This is a genomic window from Tatumella ptyseos (assembly GCF_030552895.1).
Classification (GTDB): Bacteria; Pseudomonadota; Gammaproteobacteria; order Enterobacterales; family Enterobacteriaceae; genus Rosenbergiella; species Rosenbergiella ptyseos_A.
The window spans coordinates 2184559-2205433 of record NZ_CP130649.1; the positions used below are offsets into that span (position 1 = coordinate 2184559).

A 20875-nucleotide genomic window follows, 5' to 3' on the forward strand; every position below is an offset into this window, starting at 1 on the left:
GACAGGATACTAACATAAACTAAGACTTTTATTTAACCTTCTGCTATACTGCCCGCGATTTTTCGTTCTTTAACATCCAGTGGGAATAACCGATGCATCCGATGCTGAACATCGCCGTGCGCGCAGCGCGCAAGGCCGGCAATCTTATCGCCAAAAATTATGAAACGCCTGACGCAGTAGAAACGAATCAAAAAGGCACCAACGATTTTGTCACCAACGTTGACCGTGACGCCGAGCGTTTAATTATCGAAGTTATCCGTAAATCTTATCCGCAACACAGCATTGTGACGGAAGAGAGCGGTGATTTAGGTGGTGAAGATAAGGACATACAATGGGTTATCGATCCTCTGGATGGCACCAGCAACTTCATCAAACGTTTCCCACACTTCTCAGTGTCTATCGCCGTACGTATCAAAGGCCGTACTGAAGTCGCAGTCGTCTATGATCCAATGCGTAACGAACTTTTCACTGCGGTACGTGGCCAAGGCGCTCAGCTTAATGGTTACCGTCTGCGCGGCAGCACCGCACGCGATTTAGACGGCACCATCATCGCTACAGGATTCCCCTTCAAGGCGAAACAACACTCAGCCAGTTACCTCAACGTGGTCACCGCATTATTCACTAAATGCGCAGATTTCCGTCGTACCGGCTCAGCAGCATTGGACTTAGCCTATGTGGCAGCGGGTCGTACCGACGGTTATTTCGAGATTGGGTTAAAACCTTGGGATTTCGCTGCAGGTGAATTATTAGTACGTGAAGCCGGAAGTTTGGTGACAGATTTCACTGGCGGCCATGGTTACCTGCAATCAGGTAACATTGTGGCGGGTAACTCACGTGTGGTTCGTGAGATGTTAGCGGTTATGCGCGATCAACTTAGCGATGCATTAAAACGCTAAGCCTAATTGCTAAAAGAAAAGCCGCGATAGGTCACTATCGCGGCTTTTTTATTGCATCTCGATTTTACGCGTAAACGGGGAAGCGAGCACAGAGTGCTAGCACTTGACCTTTCACACGTTCGATGGTTGCCGTGTCATTAACGTTATCTAATACGTCGGCAATCCATCCCGCTAACTCGCGAACTTCCGCTTCTTTGAAACCACGACGCGTTACCGCTGGAGTACCGATACGGATCCCCGAGGTGACAAATGGGCTTTTCGGATCGTTAGGCACGCTGTTTTTATTAACGGTAATGTTCGCGCTACCCAGCGCAGCATCTGCTTCTTTACCAGTAAGATTCTTCTCTACGAGATCCAACAAGAATAAGTGGTTTTCCGTTCCGCCAGAGACGATGTTATACCCGCGCTCAAGCAGAACCTCGACCATCGCTTTCGCGTTTTTAGCGACTTGCTGTTGGTACGTTTTGAACTCTGGTTCCATTGCTTCTTTAAAAGCGACCGCTTTACCGGCGATAACATGCATCAATGGACCGCCCTGACCACCTGGGAACACGGCAGAGTTTAATTTCTTATACAGATCCTCATCACCGCCTTGCGCTAAGATCAGGCCGCCGCGTGGACCGGCTAAGGTTTTGTGGGTCGTTGTGGTGACCACATGAGCATGCGGTAATGGGTTAGGATAGACGTCGGCAGCAACTAAGCCTGCAACGTGTGCCATATCGACAAATAACCATGCGCCAATGCTATCCGCGATTTCACGCATTTTTGCCCAATCGCAGACACCTGAGTAAGCAGAGAATCCACCAATAATCATCTTAGGCTTATGTTGCTGAGCCAGTGCAGCAAGCTCGTCATAATCAATCTTACCGCTTTCATCGATGCCGTAAGGGATTACGTTGTAGAGTTTACCGGACAAGTTAACCGGAGAACCGTGAGTGAGGTGGCCACCGTGCGCCAAGTTCATTCCGAGGATAGTATCGCCCGGTGTTAACAGCGCGGTGAAGACACCAAAGTTAGCTTGGGAGCCTGAGTGAGGCTGGACATTCGCGTAGTCTGCACCAAACAAGGCTTTAGCACGATCAATCGCCAGTTGTTCTACGATATCAACATACTCGCAACCACCGTAGTAGCGTTTGCCTGGATACCCTTCGGCATATTTATTGGTCAGTTGGGAGCCTTGCGCTTCCATTACACGTGGACTGGTGTAGTTTTCTGAAGCAATCAGTTCAATATGCTCTTCCTGACGCACTTTCTCTTGCTCCATTGCCTGCCATAGTGCCGCATCGTAATCGGCTATGTTCATTTCTCGCTTTAACATTCCCATCTCCACTCAGCTTGCTTTTAACATCAAAATTCCCCCACAACGGGTAATGGCGGTTAGTGTAAACTCTTTTCAAGCTAGGTGGTAGAGAGAAGCAGGTCTTTTTACGCAAACGTTTGGCTTTTCGCGCTAGACGGTGATATTGCCATCAATTGACGCTTTTTAAGGGGCAGGAATCAAAATAAAGTGCTTCTGTACGAGATTGGCAGATGCAAGGGAAAGGGGTAAAGCTAAGCAGCACGAAGAAAAATAGCCTTTGGCCAACGTGCTGCTAAGGAAGTAGTAAAAATTAAATAGCGTCTTCGTCTTCTTCACCAGTACGGATCCGAACCACACGAGCCACATCGACCACAAAGATTTTTCCATCACCGATTTTACCGGTTTGGGCGGTTTTCATTATGGTTTCTAAGCAAGTATCGACCATATCATCGGCAATCACGATTTCGATTTTTACTTTTGGTAAAAAGTCGACCATGTATTCCGCGCCACGGTACAGTTCTGTATGGCCTTTCTGGCGTCCGAAACCTTTAACTTCTGTGACGGTCATCCCGGTAATCCCGACTTCAGCAAGAGATTCGCGGACATCATCCAATTTGAACGGTTTAATGATCGCTTCTATTTTCTTCATGACAAACCTTATTATCCGTTGCGTCACTGCATAAGGGACTCACAGGGTGAATACACTATGCGGCTAAGAGAAGAGTATTATTGCTGAATTGCTCAGGGAAGTCACTGGACAAGAAAATAAGGTGCCCCACTATTGTGATGTCCAGATAAGATAACGCGTTATCAATTCTAGGACAGAAGGCACCTTATAGGCATCATATATATTTATGAATCACAATGTCATCATAACAGTCAATGAATACAGCAAATGATAACAACAAAGCCTTGCAGGGCGAATAGCCCTACAACGCTTTAGGAGTTTTCCAGAATATTAGCCCAATTGTTTACGCGCATTTCTAAACAGGCGCATCCAAGGACCATCCTCGCCCCAATTTTCCGGGTGCCACGAGTTACTGACAGTGCGGAATACACGCTCTGGATGCGGCATCATAATGGTGACACGCCCAGAAGTATTAGTGACCGCCGTAATACCATTCGGCGAGCCATTCGGGTTAGCGGGATACTGTTCTGTCACTTGGCCGTGGTTGTTCACAAAGCGTAAGGCCGCAAGCTTGCTATTTTCAAGTTGCTGTAAATGATCGCTATTACGAACTTCCACAAAGCCCTCACCGTGGGAAACTGCGATAGGCATCCGTGAACCCACCATACCTTCGAGTACGAGCGATGGGCTTTCGACCACTTCGACCAAACTGAAACGGGCTTCAAAACGTTCAGATTGGTTACGAACAAAACGTGGCCATAGTTCGCTGCCCGGAATAATCTCACGTAAATTAGAGACCATCTGGCACCCATTACAGACGCCCAGCGCTAGGGTTTGGTCACGATTGAAGAAGTCTGCAAAGGTATCACGTACACGTGGGTTGAATAGAATAGACTTGGCCCAGCCCTCGCCCGCTCCGAGTACATCCCCGTAGGAGAAACCACCACACGCGGCAAGCATATGGAATCCGTCGAGGTTTGTGCGTCCTGCCAGCAAGTCGCTCATATGGACGTCACGCGTATCGAATCCTGCACGGTGGAATGCGGCAGCCATCTCTACATGTGAGTTAACACCTTGCTCACGTAATACGGCAAGTACGGGTCGAGCACCCGTCGCGATCATCGGTGCGGCAACGTCGTCACTTGGGTCGAAGCTTAGCGACACATTAAGTCCTGGGTCGCGCTCATCTAATTTCGCTTGATGCTCTTCATCTGCACAGGCTGGGTTATCACGCAGGCGCTGCATTTGCCACGTGGTTTCTGCCCACCACTCACGCAGTTGTGAACGCTGTTCTGAGTAAACCGTTTCGCCCTCAGCAATCACTTTAAAGTGATTTCCAGGTGTTGCTGAACCGATCACGAACAGTTCGTTATCCAGTCCATGCTCTGAGAAAATGGCTTGAACGGTATGCAGATCATCCTGTGCAATTTGTAGTACTGCTCCAAGTTCCTCGGTGAATAAGGTGGCAACGGGATGAGCACCTAACGCACTAATGTCTGCATCGATAGCACAATGGCCGGCAAAAGCCATCTCTGCCAGTGTCACCAATAATCCACCATCGGAACGGTCGTGATAGGCCAGTAGTTTTCTCTCACTGACTAATTGCTGAATAGCATTGAAGAAACCACGTAGCTTCTCGGTATCACGTACATCCGCAGGATGTTGTCCAAGCTGACGATAAACTTGCGCCAACGCGGTCGCGCCAAGGGCTTGCTGTCCTTGACCAAGATCGACCAGAAGCAATAAGTTATCCTGATCGCTCTTAAGTTCCGGTGTAACGGTCAAGCGTACATCGTCGACACGGGCAAAGGCTGTAATCGCTAATGACATGGGTGAAATCACTTCACGGTCTTCACCCTGCTCTTGCCAGCGCGTTTTCATCGACATAGAGTCTTTACCCACTGGGATAGTTAAGCCCAGTGCTGGGCAAAGCTCTTCGCCCACGGCTTTTACCGCATCGTATAAGCCAGCATCTTCGCCAGGGTGGCCCGCTGCAGCCATCCAGTTTGCAGAGAGTTTAATCTGTTTTAAATCGCCAATCGCGGTAGCCGCTAAGTTGGTTAGGGCTTCGCCCACGGCTAAACGAGCCGAGGCCGCGTAGTCCAATAAGGCTACTGGCGCGCGTTCACCCATGGCAAAAGCTTCACCTGTATAGCTATCTAAGCTAGTGGTAGTCACCGCACAGTTAGCAACGGGGATCTGCCAAGGGCCTACCATTTGATCGCGAGCAACCATCCCGGTTACCGTCCGGTCACCGATGGTGATCAAAAAGGTTTTTTCCGCAACCGCCGGTAGATGAAGGACGCGTTTTACGGCTTCAGCCAGATCAATATCTTGGGCAGTAAAGCTATCTCCCTTCGCCTGCTGGCGACGCACATCGCGGGTCATTTTCGGGGTTTTACCCAGTAAAACGTCGAGTGGCATATCGATGGGTTGGTTAGCGAAGTGTGGATCCTCAAGCGTTAGATGCTGCTGCTCTGTCGCTTCACCGATAACGGCGTAGGGTGCGCGTTCACGCTGACAAATAGCGTCAAACTCTGCTAATTTGTCGGTATCGATCGCTAACACATAACGCTCTTGAGATTCATTACACCAAATCTCTAACGGCGTCATACCTGGCTCATCATTTAGGATCTTGCGCAGATCAAAGCGTCCGCCGCGCCCACCATCTGAGACCAGTTCTGGCATCGCATTGGACAGGCCCCCTGCGCCAACGTCATGAATAAACAGAATCGGGTTCTGTTCACCGCGTTGCCAGCAACGGTCGATGACTTCTTGGCAACGACGCTCCATTTCGGGGTTATCACGTTGTACTGAAGCAAAATCCAGATCGGCATCCGATTGTCCGGAATCCATCGATGAAGCCGCCCCACCCCCTAGACCAATGTTCATAGAGGGCCCACCGAGTACAATGAGTTTTGCCCCAACAGTGATTTCACCCTTTTGCACATGATCGTCACGGATATTGCCAATACCGCCCGCCAGCATAATTGGTTTATGGTAGCCACGAATTTCATCGCCATTATGGCTACTGACTTTCTCTTCATAGGTCCGGAAATAGCCATTCAGTGCTGGGCGGCCAAATTCATTATTAAATGCGGCGCCGCCTAGAGGGCCATCTAGCATGATATCTAGCGCGGTAACAATACGCTCGGGTTTACCAAAATCCTCTTCCCATGGTTGTTCAAAACCAGGGATACGTAAGTTTGATACCGAGAAACCGGTTAAACCAGCTTTAGGTTTCGCCCCACGACCGGTTGCTCCCTCATCGCGGATTTCCCCGCCTGAACCGGTTGCGGCACCTGGCCATGGGGAGATAGCGGTTGGGTGATTGTGTGTCTCAACCTTCATTAAGATATGAATAGGTTGTTGATGGAAATCGTACTGGCCTGTTTCGGATTCTGCGTAGAAACGCCCTGCAACAGAACCTTCCATGACTGCGGCATTATCTTTATAAGCAGACAGTACATGGTCTGGTGTCGTTTCGAAGGTGTTTTTAATCATTTTAAACAGCGACTTTGGTTGCGCGACGCCATCAATGATCCAATCTGCGTTGAAAATTTTATGACGGCAATGCTCTGAGTTAGCTTGAGCGAACATGTACAACTCGACGTCATTTGGGTTTCTGCCCAGCTGGGTGAAAGCATTGAGCAGGTAATCAATTTCATCTTCTGCTAGCGCGAGTCCAAGACGAATATTTGCCTCAGAGAGTGCTTGACGCCCCCCTTGTTGAATATCAATGGAGGTAAGAGGGTGCGGCGTATGCTGCGTAAAGAGTTGTGCGGCGTCAGCAAAATCGGTGAAGACCGTTTCCATCATTCGGTCGTGTAGTAACGCTGCGACCTGCTCAAACTGAGCCTTATCCAGTTTAGGTGCATCTATATAGAAAGCTAATCCACGCTCTAAGCGCTTCACCATCGGTAGCTCACAATTATGTGCGATATCAGTGGCTTTTGATGACCATGGAGAGATGGTGCCAGGACGCGGGGTCACTAATAGAAGTTGCCCTTGCGGCGTATGCTCGGCCAATGATGGACCATAGCGTAATAACTTTTCTAGTCGCGTTGTTTGCTCATCAGTTAACGGTTGCGTCACCTCCGCGAAATGCACATATTCGGCATAGAGTGAACGGATAGGTAACTGAAGTTCTTGAAAGGTGGTGACTAGTTTGTTAATTCGAAAGGCAGACAGGGCAGGCGAACCACGCAAAATTTCCATCATTAATCATCTCTCGTCGTCGGTATGTCTGGCTGACATACTCTGGCGCTACAGTGGGAAAACGGCGCTAGTATAATGAATCTCGCTGCAATACGAAACCGTTTGCGTGGAATTTATCACAATAGACCTTGTCTGATTTGATGAACATTTATTGCTTTAAAAGTTGCTCTCTGCCGTTAAATTGCTCAGAATGCACCCCGTCTTGCGCTTAGAAATCATCAGATTCACTCCCTAACATTAGGGGAATCGCGAGCAGAACCGAGAGATAACTATTTGAAATGTATAAAATTTAATTATTTCTTTATCGGTCTTGTCACCTTATTATTAGCATCAGCTTTATGGCCAGCAATACCCTGGCACACTGGGAAACAAGATTCTCTTGCGCAGATCCAATCGCGCGGAGTGTTGCGTATCAGCACCCTGAATTCGGCGCTGACCTACCAACAGGTTAAAGATCAACCGCAGGGAATGGACTACGAACTCGCTAAGCGCTTTGCGGATTACTTAGGCGTTAAGTTAGAGGTCACCGTCCGTCCCAATATTAAAAGTTTGTTTAACGACTTATCTGAGCAACATTCAGACCTTCTCGCCGCCGGCTTGAACTGGGACGAACATCGCGCACAGAAATATGTCGCTGGACCCGCTTATTACAGCACCTCGCAACAACTGGTTTATCGTATCGATAAGCCGCGACCGAAAAGCTTGAATGACTTACAGGGAACCTTAAGTATTCTCGATGGGTCAACGTTCGCGAGTACGCTTGAGGCAGAGAAGGCCAATCGCTATCCCGCTTTACACTGGGTAACCGAAAGTCATCTTGGACCTCAGCAAATTTTACGAGAGGTAGTAGAAGGTAAAATTGATTACACCATCGCTGACTCAGCGACGGTAGAAATGATGCAACGGATTTACCCCAAACTTGCTGTCGCCTTTACCGTGACGCAAGAGCAGCCGGTAAACTGGTATATCGCAGGCAACCAAAGTGACAGTTTGCATGCCGCAATGTTGGATTTTTTCAGTCAACTGAACGAGCAAGGAACATTAGCGCGTTTAGAGGAAAAATATTTAGGGCATTCAGGACATTTCGACTACGTCGATACCCGGAGTTTCTTGCAAGCCGTAGATACACGATTACCGACGCTAAAGCCGGTGTTCGAAAAATATGCCCAAAACTTTGATTGGCAGTTGTTGGCCGCGATGGCTTGGCAAGAGTCACATTGGGATCCTCAAGCTACCTCACCGACTGGTGTGAGAGGGATCATGATGTTAACTAAGACCACAGCGAGTAGCTTAGATGTCAGCAATCGTCTCGATACCGAAGAGAGTATTCGAGGGGGAAGCGAATATCTTCAGCAGCTTATCCAACGATTACCGTCGGACATCCCGAAAGATGAACGCGTATGGTTTGCGCTAGCCGCTTACAATATCGGTTTAGCTCACTTAATGGATGCACGGCAATTGACGGTCGACCAAGGGGGCGACCCGAATAGTTGGAGCGATGTAAAGGTACGTTTGCCATTACTAGGTAAAAAACGCTACTACTCGCAAACCACTTACGGTTACGCACGTGGGCAAGAAGCCTACGATTATGTTGAAAAAGTACGTAAATACAATTTGAGTTTAGTCGGCTATCTGCAAGAGATGGAGCAACTGCCTCTTGTACCGCCTCATACACCAAGTGGCATTTCTACTACCCCAGTGGAACCACAATTAGTGATGAACTAACTCTGTTGAGCCCGCGCCGCTAGGCGTGCGGCTTTTTTTTCGGCCCGACGTTGCCTAAAAAAATCACTCAATAAAGCACCACACTCTTCTGCTAATACCCCTCCACAAATCATCGGCTGATGATTCATCCCGGGATGACGTAAGATATCGACCAGCGACCCCGCTGCACCGGTTTTTGCATCACTCGCCCCAAAGACAATCCGCCCAATACGACCATGGATCATGGCCCCTGCACACATTACACAAGGTTCTAAAGTGACATAGAGTGTCGTATCGAGTAAGCGATAATTGCCTAAGGCCTGTCCGCCTTGACGAATTGCCATAATCTCCGCATGCGCGGTCGGGTCATGATCGGTAATCGGTAGATTCCACCCCTCGCCTATCACCTGCTGTTGATAAACTAGTACTGCGCCGACCGGGACTTCACCCAAGGTATGCGCGCGCTGAGCAAGTTGTATCGCATGGCGCATCCATTTTTCATCATTATTAGGGGAAAGAGTATTGTCCACCGTCACGATCCTTAAAGCAGTAAGTAGCGGGGCATTATACGCATTGCTTCCCCTTTTAGGGCGAGATTATTGAGAGAGGATTAGCCGCTTCACAACGTTAGCGCTTAAATATTGAATTTTATGTAGAAAACGAGAGATGCTAATGGATAACAGGCTATGCATCCCTTTTCATACCCTCCCCGAAGCGGGGCAATATATCGTCCACTCTAGTATTAACACCACATCCACCCTAAGTGTGCTAACAGGGATTGCGTTTTTACATTTTGAGTCTTTCTGAGAGTGAAATGGCTGGTTTGAGGGGAGAACCCCCTCCCCTCACGTATTAATTTTAATAATGTTCTACTTATTGATAACCTCTTCAAGTGCGGGTTGTAGTGTGCTATAGCGAAACTGGTAACCTGCATCCATAAGTCGTTGAGGCACAGCCTGCTGCCCACCTAGCACTAATACTGCAGATTCGCCCATTAGACAACGGACGGCAACGGCAGGCACACGCATAAAGCATGGACGATGTAATACCTTAGCCAGCTGTTCGCTAAATTGTTGATTACGAACTGGCGTCGGAGCAACCATATTAAACGGCCCTTTCAATGCAGGCTGGTTCAGTAGAAAAAGTGTCGCATTCAGCATATCGTCGATATGTATCCACGGCATATATTGCTGGCCATTGCCAAAAGGTCCCCCGACCCCCATACGAAACGGTAGCACCATTTTTGCGAGTGCACCGCCTTCACTCGACAGGACGACCCCCGTTCGTAATAGACATACTCGCGTATTTGCGCTTTGTGCCTCAAGCGCTAACGCTTCCCATCGCGAGCAGAGCTGCCAAGTAAACTCTTGATGTGGGGAGCGCTCTTCGGTCACGACTGCCTGCCCTTGATCGCCGTAATAACCGACCGCAGAGCCTGAGATCAATACTGATGGCGGCTTGGCGCTGGCTTTAATCAATTCAGCAACCTGTGCGGTAAGTTGCCATCGGCTATCACAGAGTTTTTGTTTTTGTGCCGCCGTCCACCGCTTATCGGCAATTGGCTCGCCAGCCAAATTAATTACTGCCTCGAAGCCGTCTAATGACGACAACCCATCGAGGGAGTTCAACAATTCAACTTGGGGACCCAAAATCTTCGTCGCCCGCTGAGGAGATCGGGTCAACGCAGTGATGTGATGTGATTGATTCAACAGTGCCTGAGTGAGGCGCTGTCCTATCAACCCCGTTGCACCGGTAATAAGAATTTTCATCGCTTACCTCTTAATCATTATCCACCATGACGAGTGAAACTCTGCTATTCAGCATAGTCTATATTAGAGGGGGCACGGGGATGGGAGCGAACGGGTTCGACCATATAGCGGATAAGGTTGCGGCAATAACCTGACAAAGCCCAATAGCCCTAACGAGTTATTATATTTTTTTGAGCAAATGAACCGCGACCTGATAACCAATGAGAGTGACAAGGGAGCAAACAGTGAGTAACGCAATTCCGATAAATTCTTCGGGATTACGTACCCCGTAAAATCGTGCAGCATTGCTCCAAAATACGATCTGTTCTGGTGTGGCCGGATCAGCAGGGCGTAGCAGCAGAAAAGTTAGTAGAAAAATGACGGAGCTAATAAGAATTTTTAGCGCTGTGGGGGCACGTCTCACTATCATCGACTATTACCTCAATTGTACCGTATGACAAAAGACCATTGCTGAGCATGACTCGTTGTGTGGAAAGTAATGATTGACGTATAGCCAAAAAATCAGTTCTTTTTTGTAACGTGATACAGCCAAGTGATATTCCCAAAGGACCGGGTGGGTGCAAGCGAAATTGACCTCTCTTAACCCCATTGATCCAAGTATAATCGTCAATTTTACCATCATCGCGATAAAGTGCGAACCACTCATACTTGATAACAGGAGTAGAGGTCGGCCAAGAATACCAATCTTGTAAATCAGTACGGATTATTCCTTTCCAACCGCCAGTAGGTCTATCGACGATGTGGTAACGACCTCCTGGTATTGGTCCATTATCTGGAATAGCAACACATCCTGCTTGATTACGAAATGGGTTATTTCCAGAATAAGCTTGAAATGTACCAACACCATAGAAAGTAAGTGGACTAAAAGCCCTGCCATTAATCTCGAATTTCCCTCTAAGTGCCATACTATTGAACTCCTTTTCTCAATATGTAACAACGAATTTAATATCTACCAACTTTTTATTTTATTAACCCCATTGAATGAGACACTAATTAAGTCACTCGTATTTTTTAATAAAATACAAGAAAATCATTAAGTTAAAGAGTAATCACATCAAGATAATAGATTTAAAATAGTAATTTTAATTGAAAGAAGTAGGAATAAGCGTTTTACATAATAAATAAAAAAACTATTAATATTCTCCATCCTATTTCATAGCTAATCGCCTAATTTTAATTCAAAATCACTCACTCTTTAGTTTACGCTTGATTACTAAAATGCCCTATTGATGTCCTATGTTAAAATAATAGCTATAAAAATAGCTTATCCTACCTTTCAGTAGAGATAAGAGACGCCCCATCTCAACGGATGGGCGGCGCATCGACAAAGACTATTTGATTTAACGATAAGGGGGAAAACGTGGCACTACTGATCACTGAACGCTGTATCAATTGTGATATGTGCGAACCAGAATGTCCCAATCAGGCCATCACGCTCGGCACTACGATTTATGAAATTGATCCGGTTCGTTGTACTGAATGCATCGGCCACTACGACAGCCCTACCTGCCAGAGTGTCTGTCCTATCACTCATACCATTATTCAAGATAGTCTATGGCAGGAAACATCCGATCAATTATGGGAAAAATTCGTTCAGCTTTACCCCAATGTGAGGGGTTAACTCTCAAAGATTACCGTTGCACAGGCGTAGCGACGCTCATCGGCGAGCGTCACATGATGGTGCTGGATGCCTAATTGCTCAGCAAGAATCTCTGCTTGCCCAAGTAATCGTAAGCAGGGTTTACCGAGCGGATTATTAAACACTTCGAATTGATTAAAGGCTAATCCATTACGAATGCCCGTACCAAAAGCTTTCGCTGCGGCTTCTTTCACCGCAAAACGCTTCGCTAAAAATCGCACGGGCTGGTGATGTTGCTGATATTGCTGCCATTCGCTGGCTGTCAAAACCCTTTTTGCTAACCGGTCACCTGAACGTTCTATCACCTGTTCAATGCGTGCGATTTCGACAATATCGGTGCCCAGCCCTACGATAGCCATTAGCGTCGAGCATCCTGTAAACACTGTTTCATCTCACGCACGGCATCCGCCAACCCACTAAAAAGTGCGCGGCCAATGATCGCGTGTCCAATATTGAGTTCATAAATGTCCGGTAACGCCGCAATAGCTTGAACGTTGTGGTATGTCAGGCCATGGCCAGCATTCACTTTCAAACCTTTCGACGCGGCATAGCTCACCGCAGCCCGAATACGTTCCAACTCTTTTTCAACGTCATCTGGATCTTGTGCTTCGGCATAGGCACCAGTGTGGATCTCAATAAAAGGCGCTTTAGCTGCCACTGCTGCATCAATTTGCTGAAAGTCGGGATCGATAAAAAGTGATACTAAGATATTCGCCTGCTGTAAACGCGCGACCGCTTCATTCATTTTCGCTTGTTGGCCTGCAACATCTAAGCCGCCTTCTGTGGTGACTTCTTCGCGTTTCTCTGGAACGAGGCAGCAAAAATGCGGGCGCGTCTGACAAGCGATACTAATCATCTCTTCAGTTACCGCCATTTCTAAATTCATTCGGGTCTGTATGGTCTGGCGCAGCAAGGTGATATCGCGATCAGTGATATGACGGCGGTCTTCACGTAAGTGCACAGTAATACCATCCGCGCCTGCTTGTTCTGCAACAAAAGCCGCCTGAATGGGGTCAGGATATTGGGTCCCCCGCGCATTACGTACTGTAGCGATATGGTCAATATTTACACCTAAATACACTTCCGCCATGCTAAACCTCTTAAATTATCGCGAAAAAAAGGAAAACTATTACTCACTCTTCCGATTTGTTAACAGGAAGCTGGAATTGCCGGAAGAGTGCTTGGCTTTTCAAAGAGCGGCCACCTAAATAGGGCTTCAGTGCCATACGCGTAAAGCGTTTTGCCGCCCGCAGGGTATCAATTTCTGGGAATTCACGCCGATAAAATGCACGTAGTTGGCGGCCAGTAAAGGTATAGGCAGTCGGCATGACACTTGCGATAAAGCCGCGCTCTTGCCGAAAGTTATAGGTCATCTCATCACTGACCTCTTCACCGCTCCCGGCGCAATGTAAGAAATCAACGCCGTAACCCAAATGCGCCAATAACGCGAATTCGAAACGTCGTAAGACTGGCTCAGGCGAACTATCGAGCGCCGCCAATGATTGTAAGCAATGGAGATAATCAAAAAAGAGTGCTGAATAGCCAATCTCTTGGCCGAGTACCCTCATCAACAGCTCATTGACATAAAGTCCGCAGTAAAGGTAAGTCCCGCTGAGCGGCAACCCCATCGAGACGGGTTCAGCGCTGCGTAAGGTTTTCACATCACCTTTACCCCCCCAGCGCATTAGCAAAGGCGTGAAAGGTTGTAGAGCACCTTTTAGATTTGAACGGCGTGAACGAGCCCCCTTCGCCAAAACCGTGACGCGTCCATCGCTTTCACTGAAAATATCGAGCAGCAAGCTCGTTTCGCTGTAAGGGCGAGCATGCAAGACAAAAACGCGCTGCCAGCCCTCCATCAATTAGAGATCGTCGGTATAGCCTAAGCTGCGCAGTGCACGTTCGTCATCTGCCCAACCAGACTTCACTTTTACCCAAAGTTCTAAGTGAACACGGGATTCAAACATCTCTTCCATATCACGTCGAGCTTCAATACCGATAGTTTTAATCTTAGATCCTTTGTTACCTATCACCATTTTCTTCTGACCTTCGCGTTCGACCAGAATCAAACCATTGATATCGTAACCGCCACGCTCATTGGCGACAAAACGCTCAATTTCAACGGTAACTGAATAGGGCAGTTCAGCCCCTAAGAAACGCATTAATTTTTCACGAATGATCTCTGATGCCATAAAACGTTGTGAACGATCGGTCACATAATCTTCTGGGAAATGATGGTCCGCTTCCGGCAGAGTATTGTGAACGATACGCGCGATGGTATCGACGTTCTGTCCCGTTTCTGCACACAAAGGTACCACATCAGCAAAATTCATTTTTTGGCTGATCTGTTGGATATGGGGTAATAAAATGGTTTTATCTTGGATATTATCGATTTTATTGATGGCTAAAACGACCGGTGCCTTGACCGATTTGAGCTTATTAAGCACCATTTCGTCATCTTCTGTCCAACGCGTGCCTTCCACCACAAAGACAATCAACTCAACATCACCAATTGAACTGCTCGCGGCACGGTTCATCAAACGGTTGATCGCGCGTTTTTCCTCCATGTGCAAGCCTGGGGTATCCACGTAAATAGCCTGATAAGCGCCCTGAGTATCAATACCCATGATGCGATGGCGTGTCGTTTGTGGTTTACGTGACGTAATAGAGATTTTTTGCCCCAGTAACTGGTTCAATAACGTTGATTTGCCGACATTCGGTCGGCCGACAATTGCGATAAAACCGCAATGTGTTACTTGTTCGCTCATTCAATTCCTAACTTAGTCAGTGCTTGCTCTGCAGCAGCCTGTTCTGCTTTGCGACGGCTAGAACCAATACCAACCACCGCTTCATTCATACCACTCACTTGGCAGTGAATGGTAAATTCTTGATCGTGAGCCTCTCCCCGTACCTGCACCACTAAATAGGCTGGTAACGGTAAATGACGCCCTTGAAGATACTCTTGTAAACGCGTTTTCGGATCTTTTTGCTTATCGCCTGGGCTAATCGCTTCAAGCCGAGACTGATACCAATTAAGAATCAACTTCTCTGTCTTTTGGATATCACTATCCAGAAAAATTCCGCCGATAAGTGCTTCTACCGTATCCGCTAAGATCGATTCTCGGCGGAATCCACCACTCTTAAGTTCGCCAGGGCCTAAGCGTAAGCACTCACCCAGTTCAAATTCACGTGCCATCTCAGCAAGAGTATTTCCTCTGACTAATGTTGCACGCATCCGGCTCATATCCCCTTCATCAACACGCGGGAATTGACAATAAAGTGCGTTTGCAATGACATAACTCAAGATCGAATCCCCAAGAAATTCTAATCTTTCATTATGTTTGCTACTCGCGCTACGATGCGTCAATGCTTGCTGCAGAAGTTCCGGATGAGTAAAAGTGTAGCCTAATTTGCGCTGCAGCTTATTTATAAGAATGGGGTTCATGCTATTCCAGTTATTCTTTGCGTCTGTTGATTGCACAGGAAACCGGGCTGTATCAACTCACGGTTTCCTGTACAGTAGTAAAGTACAAATGGGGTTGAGTTCATCCTTGAACTCGCGCCCTATCAATGGATACCACCAATCCGGCTTAATCTTACGCCAGTCGGCCATTGACCTTCTTGTTTATCGAAGCTCATCCAGATAGCAACCGCTTTACCCACTAGATTCTTTTCTGGAACAAAACCCCAATAACGGCTGTCTGCGCTGTTATCACGGTTATCACCCATCATGAAGTATTCTCCAGCAGGAACCACCCATGTAGATTGTGGCTGACCATCTTGCTGGTAGTAAGCATCCACTTGGCTCTGAGCTTGATTAACCAATAGAATGTTATGGGTGACATTACCAAGGGTTTCTTGACGCTCACCCAGTTGTAATCCTCCAGGTAACATACCTGCTTTAGAGATTTGATAAAAGCCATTCCCCACTTCATTTCCATCAAAACCGCTAAAGGTTTGTAGGAAATCACTCTTTTCCATAGAAGAGTAAGTGATCGCAACCGGATTTCCGCAGTGGCCTTCACCACAGCCTGGTGTAACGGTGACCGTTTTGCTGTCCGGATCAAAAACAATTTTATCTCCCGGTAATCCAATCACGCGTTTAATATAATCCACAGAGGGGTCTTTCGGATATTTAAACACGACGACATCACCACGTTTAGGATGCCCTGTTGGAATGAGCGTCGTTTGGGTGATCGGATCTTTCAGTCCATAGGCAAACTTCTCCACGAGGATAAAATCGCCAATCAATAAGGTTGGCATCATGGATCCGGATGGAATCTGGAAAGGTTCGTAGATAAACGACCGTACAATAAAGACGACAGCCAGTACCGGGAATACCGATACGGAGGTCTCTACCCAGCTTGGCTGACGCGCGACACTGTCCAGCGCGGCTTTATCTAAAGGTGTGTTCGCTTGATCTTGCGCCTGCTGACGCTTAGCACGGCGCGCCGGTGCCCATTTGAATTTATCAAGACACCACACAATCCCGGTGACTAAGGTCGCAACTGCTAAAATCAGCGCAAACATATTTGCCATGACCAATCCTTAATTAATTAATCTTTACCAACATGGAGAATTGCTAAGAACGCCTCTTGCGGTAGCTCTACGTTACCGACTTGTTTCATGCGTTTCTTACCATCTTTCTGTTTCTGTAATAATTTCTTCTTACGGCTCACGTCACCACCATAACACTTCGCCAATACGTTTTTACGTAATTGTTTCACTGTCGAGCGTGCGATGATGTGGTTACCGATCGCCGCTTGGATGGCAATATCAAATTGTTGACGCGGGATCAGTTCACGCATTTTTTCGACTAACTCGCGACCACGAGATTGCGAATTATCACGGTGGGTAATAAGCGCTAGCGCATCAACACGCTCTGAGTTAATCATCACATCGACACGAACCATGTCTGAGGTTTGGAAACGCTTGAAGTTATAATCAAGCGATGCATAGCCACGCGAGGTTGATTTGATCCGATCGAAGAAGTCCAATACGACTTCAGCCATTGGAATATCATAAGTCAACGCAACTTGGTTACCGTGATAGACCATATTGGTTTGTACGCCACGCTTCTCAACACAGAGCGTGATCACGTTACCGAGATACTCTTGTGGGAGTAGCATGTGACATTCTGCAATCGGCTCGCGTAGCTCTTCGATGTTGTTAAGCGGTGGTAATTTAGACGGGCTATCCACATAGAGCGTTTCACCACTGGTCGTTATCACTTCATAAACAACCGTCGGCGCGGTGGTAATCAGATCCAAGTCGTACTCACGTTCTAAACGCTCTTGGATGATCTCCATATGCAGCAAACCTAGGAAACCACAACGAAAACCGAAGCCTAACGCTGTAGAGCTCTCTGGCTCGTAGAACAACGAAGCATCGTTCAAGCTCAGTTTACCTAATGCATCGCGGAAGTTTTCGTAATCGTCAGAACTTACTGGAAATAATCCAGCGTAAACTTGCGGTTTAACCTTTTTAAAACCAGGTAATGGTTTTTCAGCGGAGTGTTTTGCCGCAGTTAGGGTATCCCCTACTGGTGCACCAAGGATATCTTTGATAGCACAAACTAACCAGCCAACTTCCCCACTGCGTAATTCGTCACGGTCAACGCGTTTTGGAGTGAAAATCCCCAGACGGTCAGCATTATAGACTTGACCGGTACTCATCACTTTAATTTTGTCGCCTTTACGCAATACGCCATTTTTAACCCGAACTAAGGAGACAACGCCCAGATAATTATCGAACCAAGAGTCAATAATCAGCGCTTGCAACGGCGCATCAATATCGCCTTCCGGTGGGGGAATATCGCGGACTAAGCGTTCGAGTACTTCAGGAACACCCAAACCTGTCTTAGCCGAACATCTTACTGCATCCGTTGCATCGATCCCGACGATATCTTCTATTTCTTGAGAAACGCGATCAGGGTCCGCGGCAGGAAGGTCAATTTTGTTTAAGACCGGTACCACTTCCAGATCCATTTCAATCGCGGTGTAGCAGTTAGCCAACGTTTGCGCTTCAACCCCCTGCCCGGCATCCACGACAAGCAACGCACCTTCACACGCAGCAAGCGAACGCGAGACCTCATAGGAGAAGTCTACGTGTCCCGGTGTATCAATGAAGTTAAGTTGATAAATTTCACCATTTTGAGCGTGATAATCGAGGGTCACACTTTGCGCTTTAATCGTGATTCCACGTTCACGTTCAAGATCCATGGAGTCTAATACTTGGGCTGCCATTTCACGATCACTCAAACCGCCACAGGTTTGGATTAAACGATCTGATAAGGTGGATTTACCATGGTCAATATGAGCAATGATGGAGAAATTTCTTATATTCTTCATATCCGGGGATTTTTTCATAGTTTCCTGCAAAATTTATTCAGGTGGACACATAAATGGACCCATGATGCATGTACCCACTTTTTTACTGCGGAGCATATTACACGACAGCGGCAAAGACGTCAGCATATCAACAGCCTTGGACGGTTTTTTTTTAAGACAATTTTCAGGAAGAAAAGCTGACGGGAGGATGACAAGCGAACCCTATAATCTTTTTATAGGGCTGCTTTACTGCCTTGACGCTGTTTATGACGACCAATGCGAGGGATGTACCGCGTCAACGCGTAGTTGATCGGGGCCTAGGGCAACCGTTAAAATCACGGGTTGAAACGAATGCTTTTCACCCAGCGTCTTCGATAACAGCTTAGCGATAAAGAATCCGCCGATTCCCCCTAGTAAAGCCCCGCCGGCGCTGGCCATATCGGAAGTAAACCAATACTGAAGTAATCCAGCACCAATGAATAACCCTACTAATGGTATGATGTAGACCATTAACGCTGAACTTAACAGACTGCTTTCTTTGATGCCGAGTTCGATACGCTGACCGGGCTGCAAGGGTTTTTCACTATTCACTTGCATGACATGCGCATTTTTAGGGCCAAGTTTGTTGAGCATTCCGCTACCGCATCCTTTGCGCGCTGAACAACTGTTACAAGTGGTTTTCGCCTCGGTATGCAGCGTTGCAACCCCTTGATCCCATGACACGACTGTCGCCCATTCTCTCATCATTGTTAAGTACCCGTATTGACCGTATCTGCAATGCGCTTCGCCGTTTCACGAGGGAGCTCACCGACAACGCTAATTTCCTTATTATTACGTATTTCTACATAAAGCGTACGACGTCCAGTGCTGTAAGATTGTGGCGGCGTTGAGCCACTCGCTGCGGAAACATTGACAGTAAAGGTAAAAAGGCCGTCGCTATAGAGGCGCGATTCGATTTTTTTCGCGAGGGCTGGCACTTGTCTCTGGCTTTGTGACAAGACCTGCACTCCCGAGGGGAGCCAGCCCGGCGTCCAATTCAATTTTGCCTGCGAGTTTTTTGGTAATGACGTCATTTCAGGTGGCAGCTTAGCATCCGCTAATGGTGCCATAACTTGCTGTAACTGATCATCGACGGCGAAATCAACAACTTGAAACTGCTCAATCGTTTCGCCTTCGCGCGATAACAGATCCGCACGTAAAGGCAATGAACTCTCACTGTCTAACCAGACTGCGTAACTGAAACGAGAACCGTCCTTCGAGACGATACGTATGACATCACATAACCGGTCAGCCACTCGCGAACGCCCTACACTAATAAAATCATAGTAATTTTTTAAGCGATCGAAATTAGCGAATAAAATCGACGGCAGTCCATCAATGATACGATCCCCCGGTAGTGTAAAGGGATCCACGCCTGAACTGGCATCAAAATAACTGATCGCCCTATTCCGCTGTATCACTTCTCGACGGGGACCGTCCATCTGCAACAACTGTGCAAAGACTTGCTGATTAACGAGCGCATGGCGATAACGCAGTGACTCAATACCTTGTTCACTAATATTGATATAAGAGAGCTGGTAGTTGAGCGTATTGGTCGCTTTATCCATCTGCTTTAGCATCACAAAGGGTTGGTTAGGCTTTGTTTCTGTTGAAGCGGTGCTGTTATCTGCGAAACTTGAAAAGGGATAAAGTAGACTGCCGCACAACGCGGCAGTGAGAATAAATTTTGCTTTCATTATTGATGAACAGTGCCCGAGTACTGTTGTTTATCAAGAACAGAAGAAGTCGGCGGTAAACTATCACCATCATTTAAACGGCGTTGTAGCTCGTAATCTTGCAGCATTGCATTAATGCGCGCACGCTGCTCTTGAACTTGTCCGGCTGAGGACGAACCTTCGAACATATCACCAGGAACACCTAAGCTGACTGGCGAGGCTTTACCCATCATTGGCAAGGTATTGAAAGCAGGAGTATCTTGACCATCGGCCGTTACCGCATCACCAGGATGATTATAGTGTTGCACGCCAACAATAACCGCCATGGACACACAAGCTGCAACACCAACTTGTGCCAATTGCGACCCCCAACCACCTGTCTTGGAGAAAAAGCCCATTTTACGCCAGCGTGACGGTGCTGGCTGTTCTTCAACAATAAGCGGCGCAACCGTTGAACTTGAAGGGGATTCTTGCGCTATCGCTTCGGCCACCTTGGCAGAAATATCGAAATGCACGACCTGACCTAGATCACCACGAAGGGTGTCACGAACCAGATGGTATCGCTCCCAGCTCGCTTGCAACTCAGCGTCTTTAGAAAGTTCAGTGAGTAAAGACTGATCTAAGGCTTCGCCATCCATTAAAGCGGAAAGTTGCTCATTCTGCATACCTTAATACCCTTT

General features: G+C 47.4%; 18 protein-coding genes and 1 pseudogene. 3 read left to right on the plus strand and 16 right to left on the minus strand.

All coding sequences use genetic code 11. The features are described 5' to 3' along the window. Positions 1 to 92 precede the first annotated feature (92 nt). A complete protein-coding gene (gene suhB, locus QJR74_RS10405; protein WP_048912460.1) occupies positions 93 to 896 on the plus strand; it encodes an inositol-1-monophosphatase in 804 nt (267 codons plus the stop codon). A gap of 64 nt (positions 897 to 960) precedes the next feature. Here suhB and glyA read toward each other — a convergent pair whose 3' ends face one another. The 3 genes from glyA to purL form a co-directional block, all read right to left on the minus strand. Continuing rightward, entirely contained in the window at positions 961 to 2214 is a 1254-nt protein-coding gene (gene glyA, locus QJR74_RS10410) for a serine hydroxymethyltransferase (RefSeq protein ID WP_304371799.1), read from the minus strand. Positions 2215 to 2506: 292 nt separating this feature from the next. Continuing rightward, positions 2507 to 2845, minus strand: coding sequence for a nitrogen regulatory protein P-II (glnB, locus tag QJR74_RS10415; protein ID WP_048912462.1), 339 nt, complete (start codon positions 2843 to 2845; stop codon positions 2507 to 2509). Positions 2846 to 3154: 309 nt separating this feature from the next. After that, entirely contained in the window at positions 3155 to 7045 is a 3891-nt protein-coding gene (gene purL / locus QJR74_RS10420; protein WP_304371800.1) for a phosphoribosylformylglycinamidine synthase, read from the minus strand. A 270-nt stretch (positions 7046 to 7315) separates the two neighbouring features. On the opposite strand from purL, the gene mltF reads away from it, so the two are divergent. Further along, entirely contained in the window at positions 7316 to 8767 is a 1452-nt protein-coding gene (gene mltF / locus QJR74_RS10425; protein ID WP_304371802.1) for a membrane-bound lytic murein transglycosylase MltF, read from the plus strand. On the opposite strand, the gene tadA is transcribed toward mltF, so the two are convergent. The 3 genes from tadA to QJR74_RS10440 form a co-directional block, all read right to left on the minus strand. Next, complete coding sequence (tadA, locus tag QJR74_RS10430; protein WP_304374018.1) at positions 8764 to 9237, minus strand: tRNA adenosine(34) deaminase TadA; 474 nt, start codon at positions 9235 to 9237, stop codon at positions 8764 to 8766. The genes mltF and tadA overlap by 4 nt on opposite strands. Positions 9238 to 9615: 378 nt before the next feature. Next, positions 9616 to 10515 (minus strand): TIGR01777 family oxidoreductase, encoded by a 900-nt coding sequence (locus QJR74_RS10435; RefSeq protein ID WP_304371803.1) that lies wholly within the window; start codon positions 10513 to 10515, stop codon positions 9616 to 9618. A 365-nt stretch (positions 10516 to 10880) separates the two neighbouring features. Beyond that, positions 10881 to 11420 carry a DUF2778 domain-containing protein gene (locus QJR74_RS10440; protein ID WP_304371804.1) on the minus strand — a complete coding sequence of 180 codons (540 nt, stop codon included), beginning with the start codon at positions 11418 to 11420 and terminating at the stop codon, positions 10881 to 10883. 455 nt (positions 11421 to 11875) lie between these two features. Here QJR74_RS10440 and QJR74_RS10445 point away from each other — a divergent pair, with 455 nt between their 5' ends. Beyond that, the gene (locus tag QJR74_RS10445) at positions 11876 to 12136 is read left to right on the plus strand and encodes a YfhL family 4Fe-4S dicluster ferredoxin (RefSeq protein ID WP_304371805.1); all 261 of its coding nucleotides are present in this window, start codon (positions 11876 to 11878) and stop codon (positions 12134 to 12136) included. Here the strand turns inward: QJR74_RS10445 and acpS are convergent. From acpS to rseA, 10 genes and pseudogenes are all read right to left on the minus strand, one after another. Next, entirely contained in the window at positions 12133 to 12513 is a 381-nt protein-coding gene (gene acpS / locus QJR74_RS10450) for a holo-ACP synthase (RefSeq protein WP_304371806.1), read from the minus strand. The genes QJR74_RS10445 and acpS overlap by 4 nt on opposite strands. Continuing rightward, positions 12513 to 13244, minus strand: a complete 732-nt coding sequence (gene pdxJ / locus QJR74_RS10455; RefSeq protein ID WP_304371807.1) for a pyridoxine 5'-phosphate synthase — start codon at positions 13242 to 13244, stop codon at positions 12513 to 12515. Before pdxJ ends, acpS begins: the two co-directional genes overlap by 1 nt. A 43-nt stretch (positions 13245 to 13287) precedes the next feature. Beyond that, positions 13288 to 14010, minus strand: coding sequence for a DNA repair protein RecO (gene recO, locus QJR74_RS10460; RefSeq protein ID WP_304371808.1), 723 nt, complete (start codon positions 14008 to 14010; stop codon positions 13288 to 13290). Between the two features lie 3 nt (positions 14011 to 14013). Next, positions 14014 to 14919, minus strand: a complete 906-nt coding sequence (gene era / locus QJR74_RS10465) for a GTPase Era (RefSeq protein ID WP_304371809.1) — start codon at positions 14917 to 14919, stop codon at positions 14014 to 14016. Beyond that, positions 14916 to 15596, minus strand: a complete 681-nt coding sequence (gene rnc, locus QJR74_RS10470; protein ID WP_092676356.1) for a ribonuclease III — start codon at positions 15594 to 15596, stop codon at positions 14916 to 14918. Before rnc ends, era begins: the two co-directional genes overlap by 4 nt. Positions 15597 to 15718: 122 nt before the next feature. Then, positions 15719 to 16690: a signal peptidase I gene (gene lepB / locus QJR74_RS10475; protein WP_304371810.1), complete on the minus strand. Its 972-nt coding sequence runs from the start codon at positions 16688 to 16690 to the stop codon at positions 15719 to 15721. A gap of 17 nt (positions 16691 to 16707) precedes the next feature. Then, positions 16708 to 18501 (minus strand): translation elongation factor 4, encoded by a 1794-nt coding sequence (gene lepA / locus QJR74_RS10480; protein WP_304374019.1) that lies wholly within the window; start codon positions 18499 to 18501, stop codon positions 16708 to 16710. A gap of 243 nt (positions 18502 to 18744) precedes the next feature. Further along, positions 18745 to 19227, minus strand: coding sequence for a SoxR-reducing system protein RseC (rseC, locus tag QJR74_RS10485; RefSeq protein WP_304371811.1), 483 nt, complete (start codon positions 19225 to 19227; stop codon positions 18745 to 18747). Positions 19228 to 19229: 2 nt separating this feature from the next. Continuing rightward, positions 19230 to 20216, minus strand: coding sequence for a sigma-E factor regulatory protein RseB (rseB, locus tag QJR74_RS10490; protein ID WP_304371812.1), 987 nt, complete (start codon positions 20214 to 20216; stop codon positions 19230 to 19232). Between the two features lie 71 nt (positions 20217 to 20287). Beyond that, positions 20288 to 20860 (minus strand): annotated as a pseudogene (gene rseA, locus QJR74_RS10495) (anti-sigma-E factor RseA); the annotation flags it as partial. Positions 20861 to 20875: the final 15 nt, after the last annotated feature.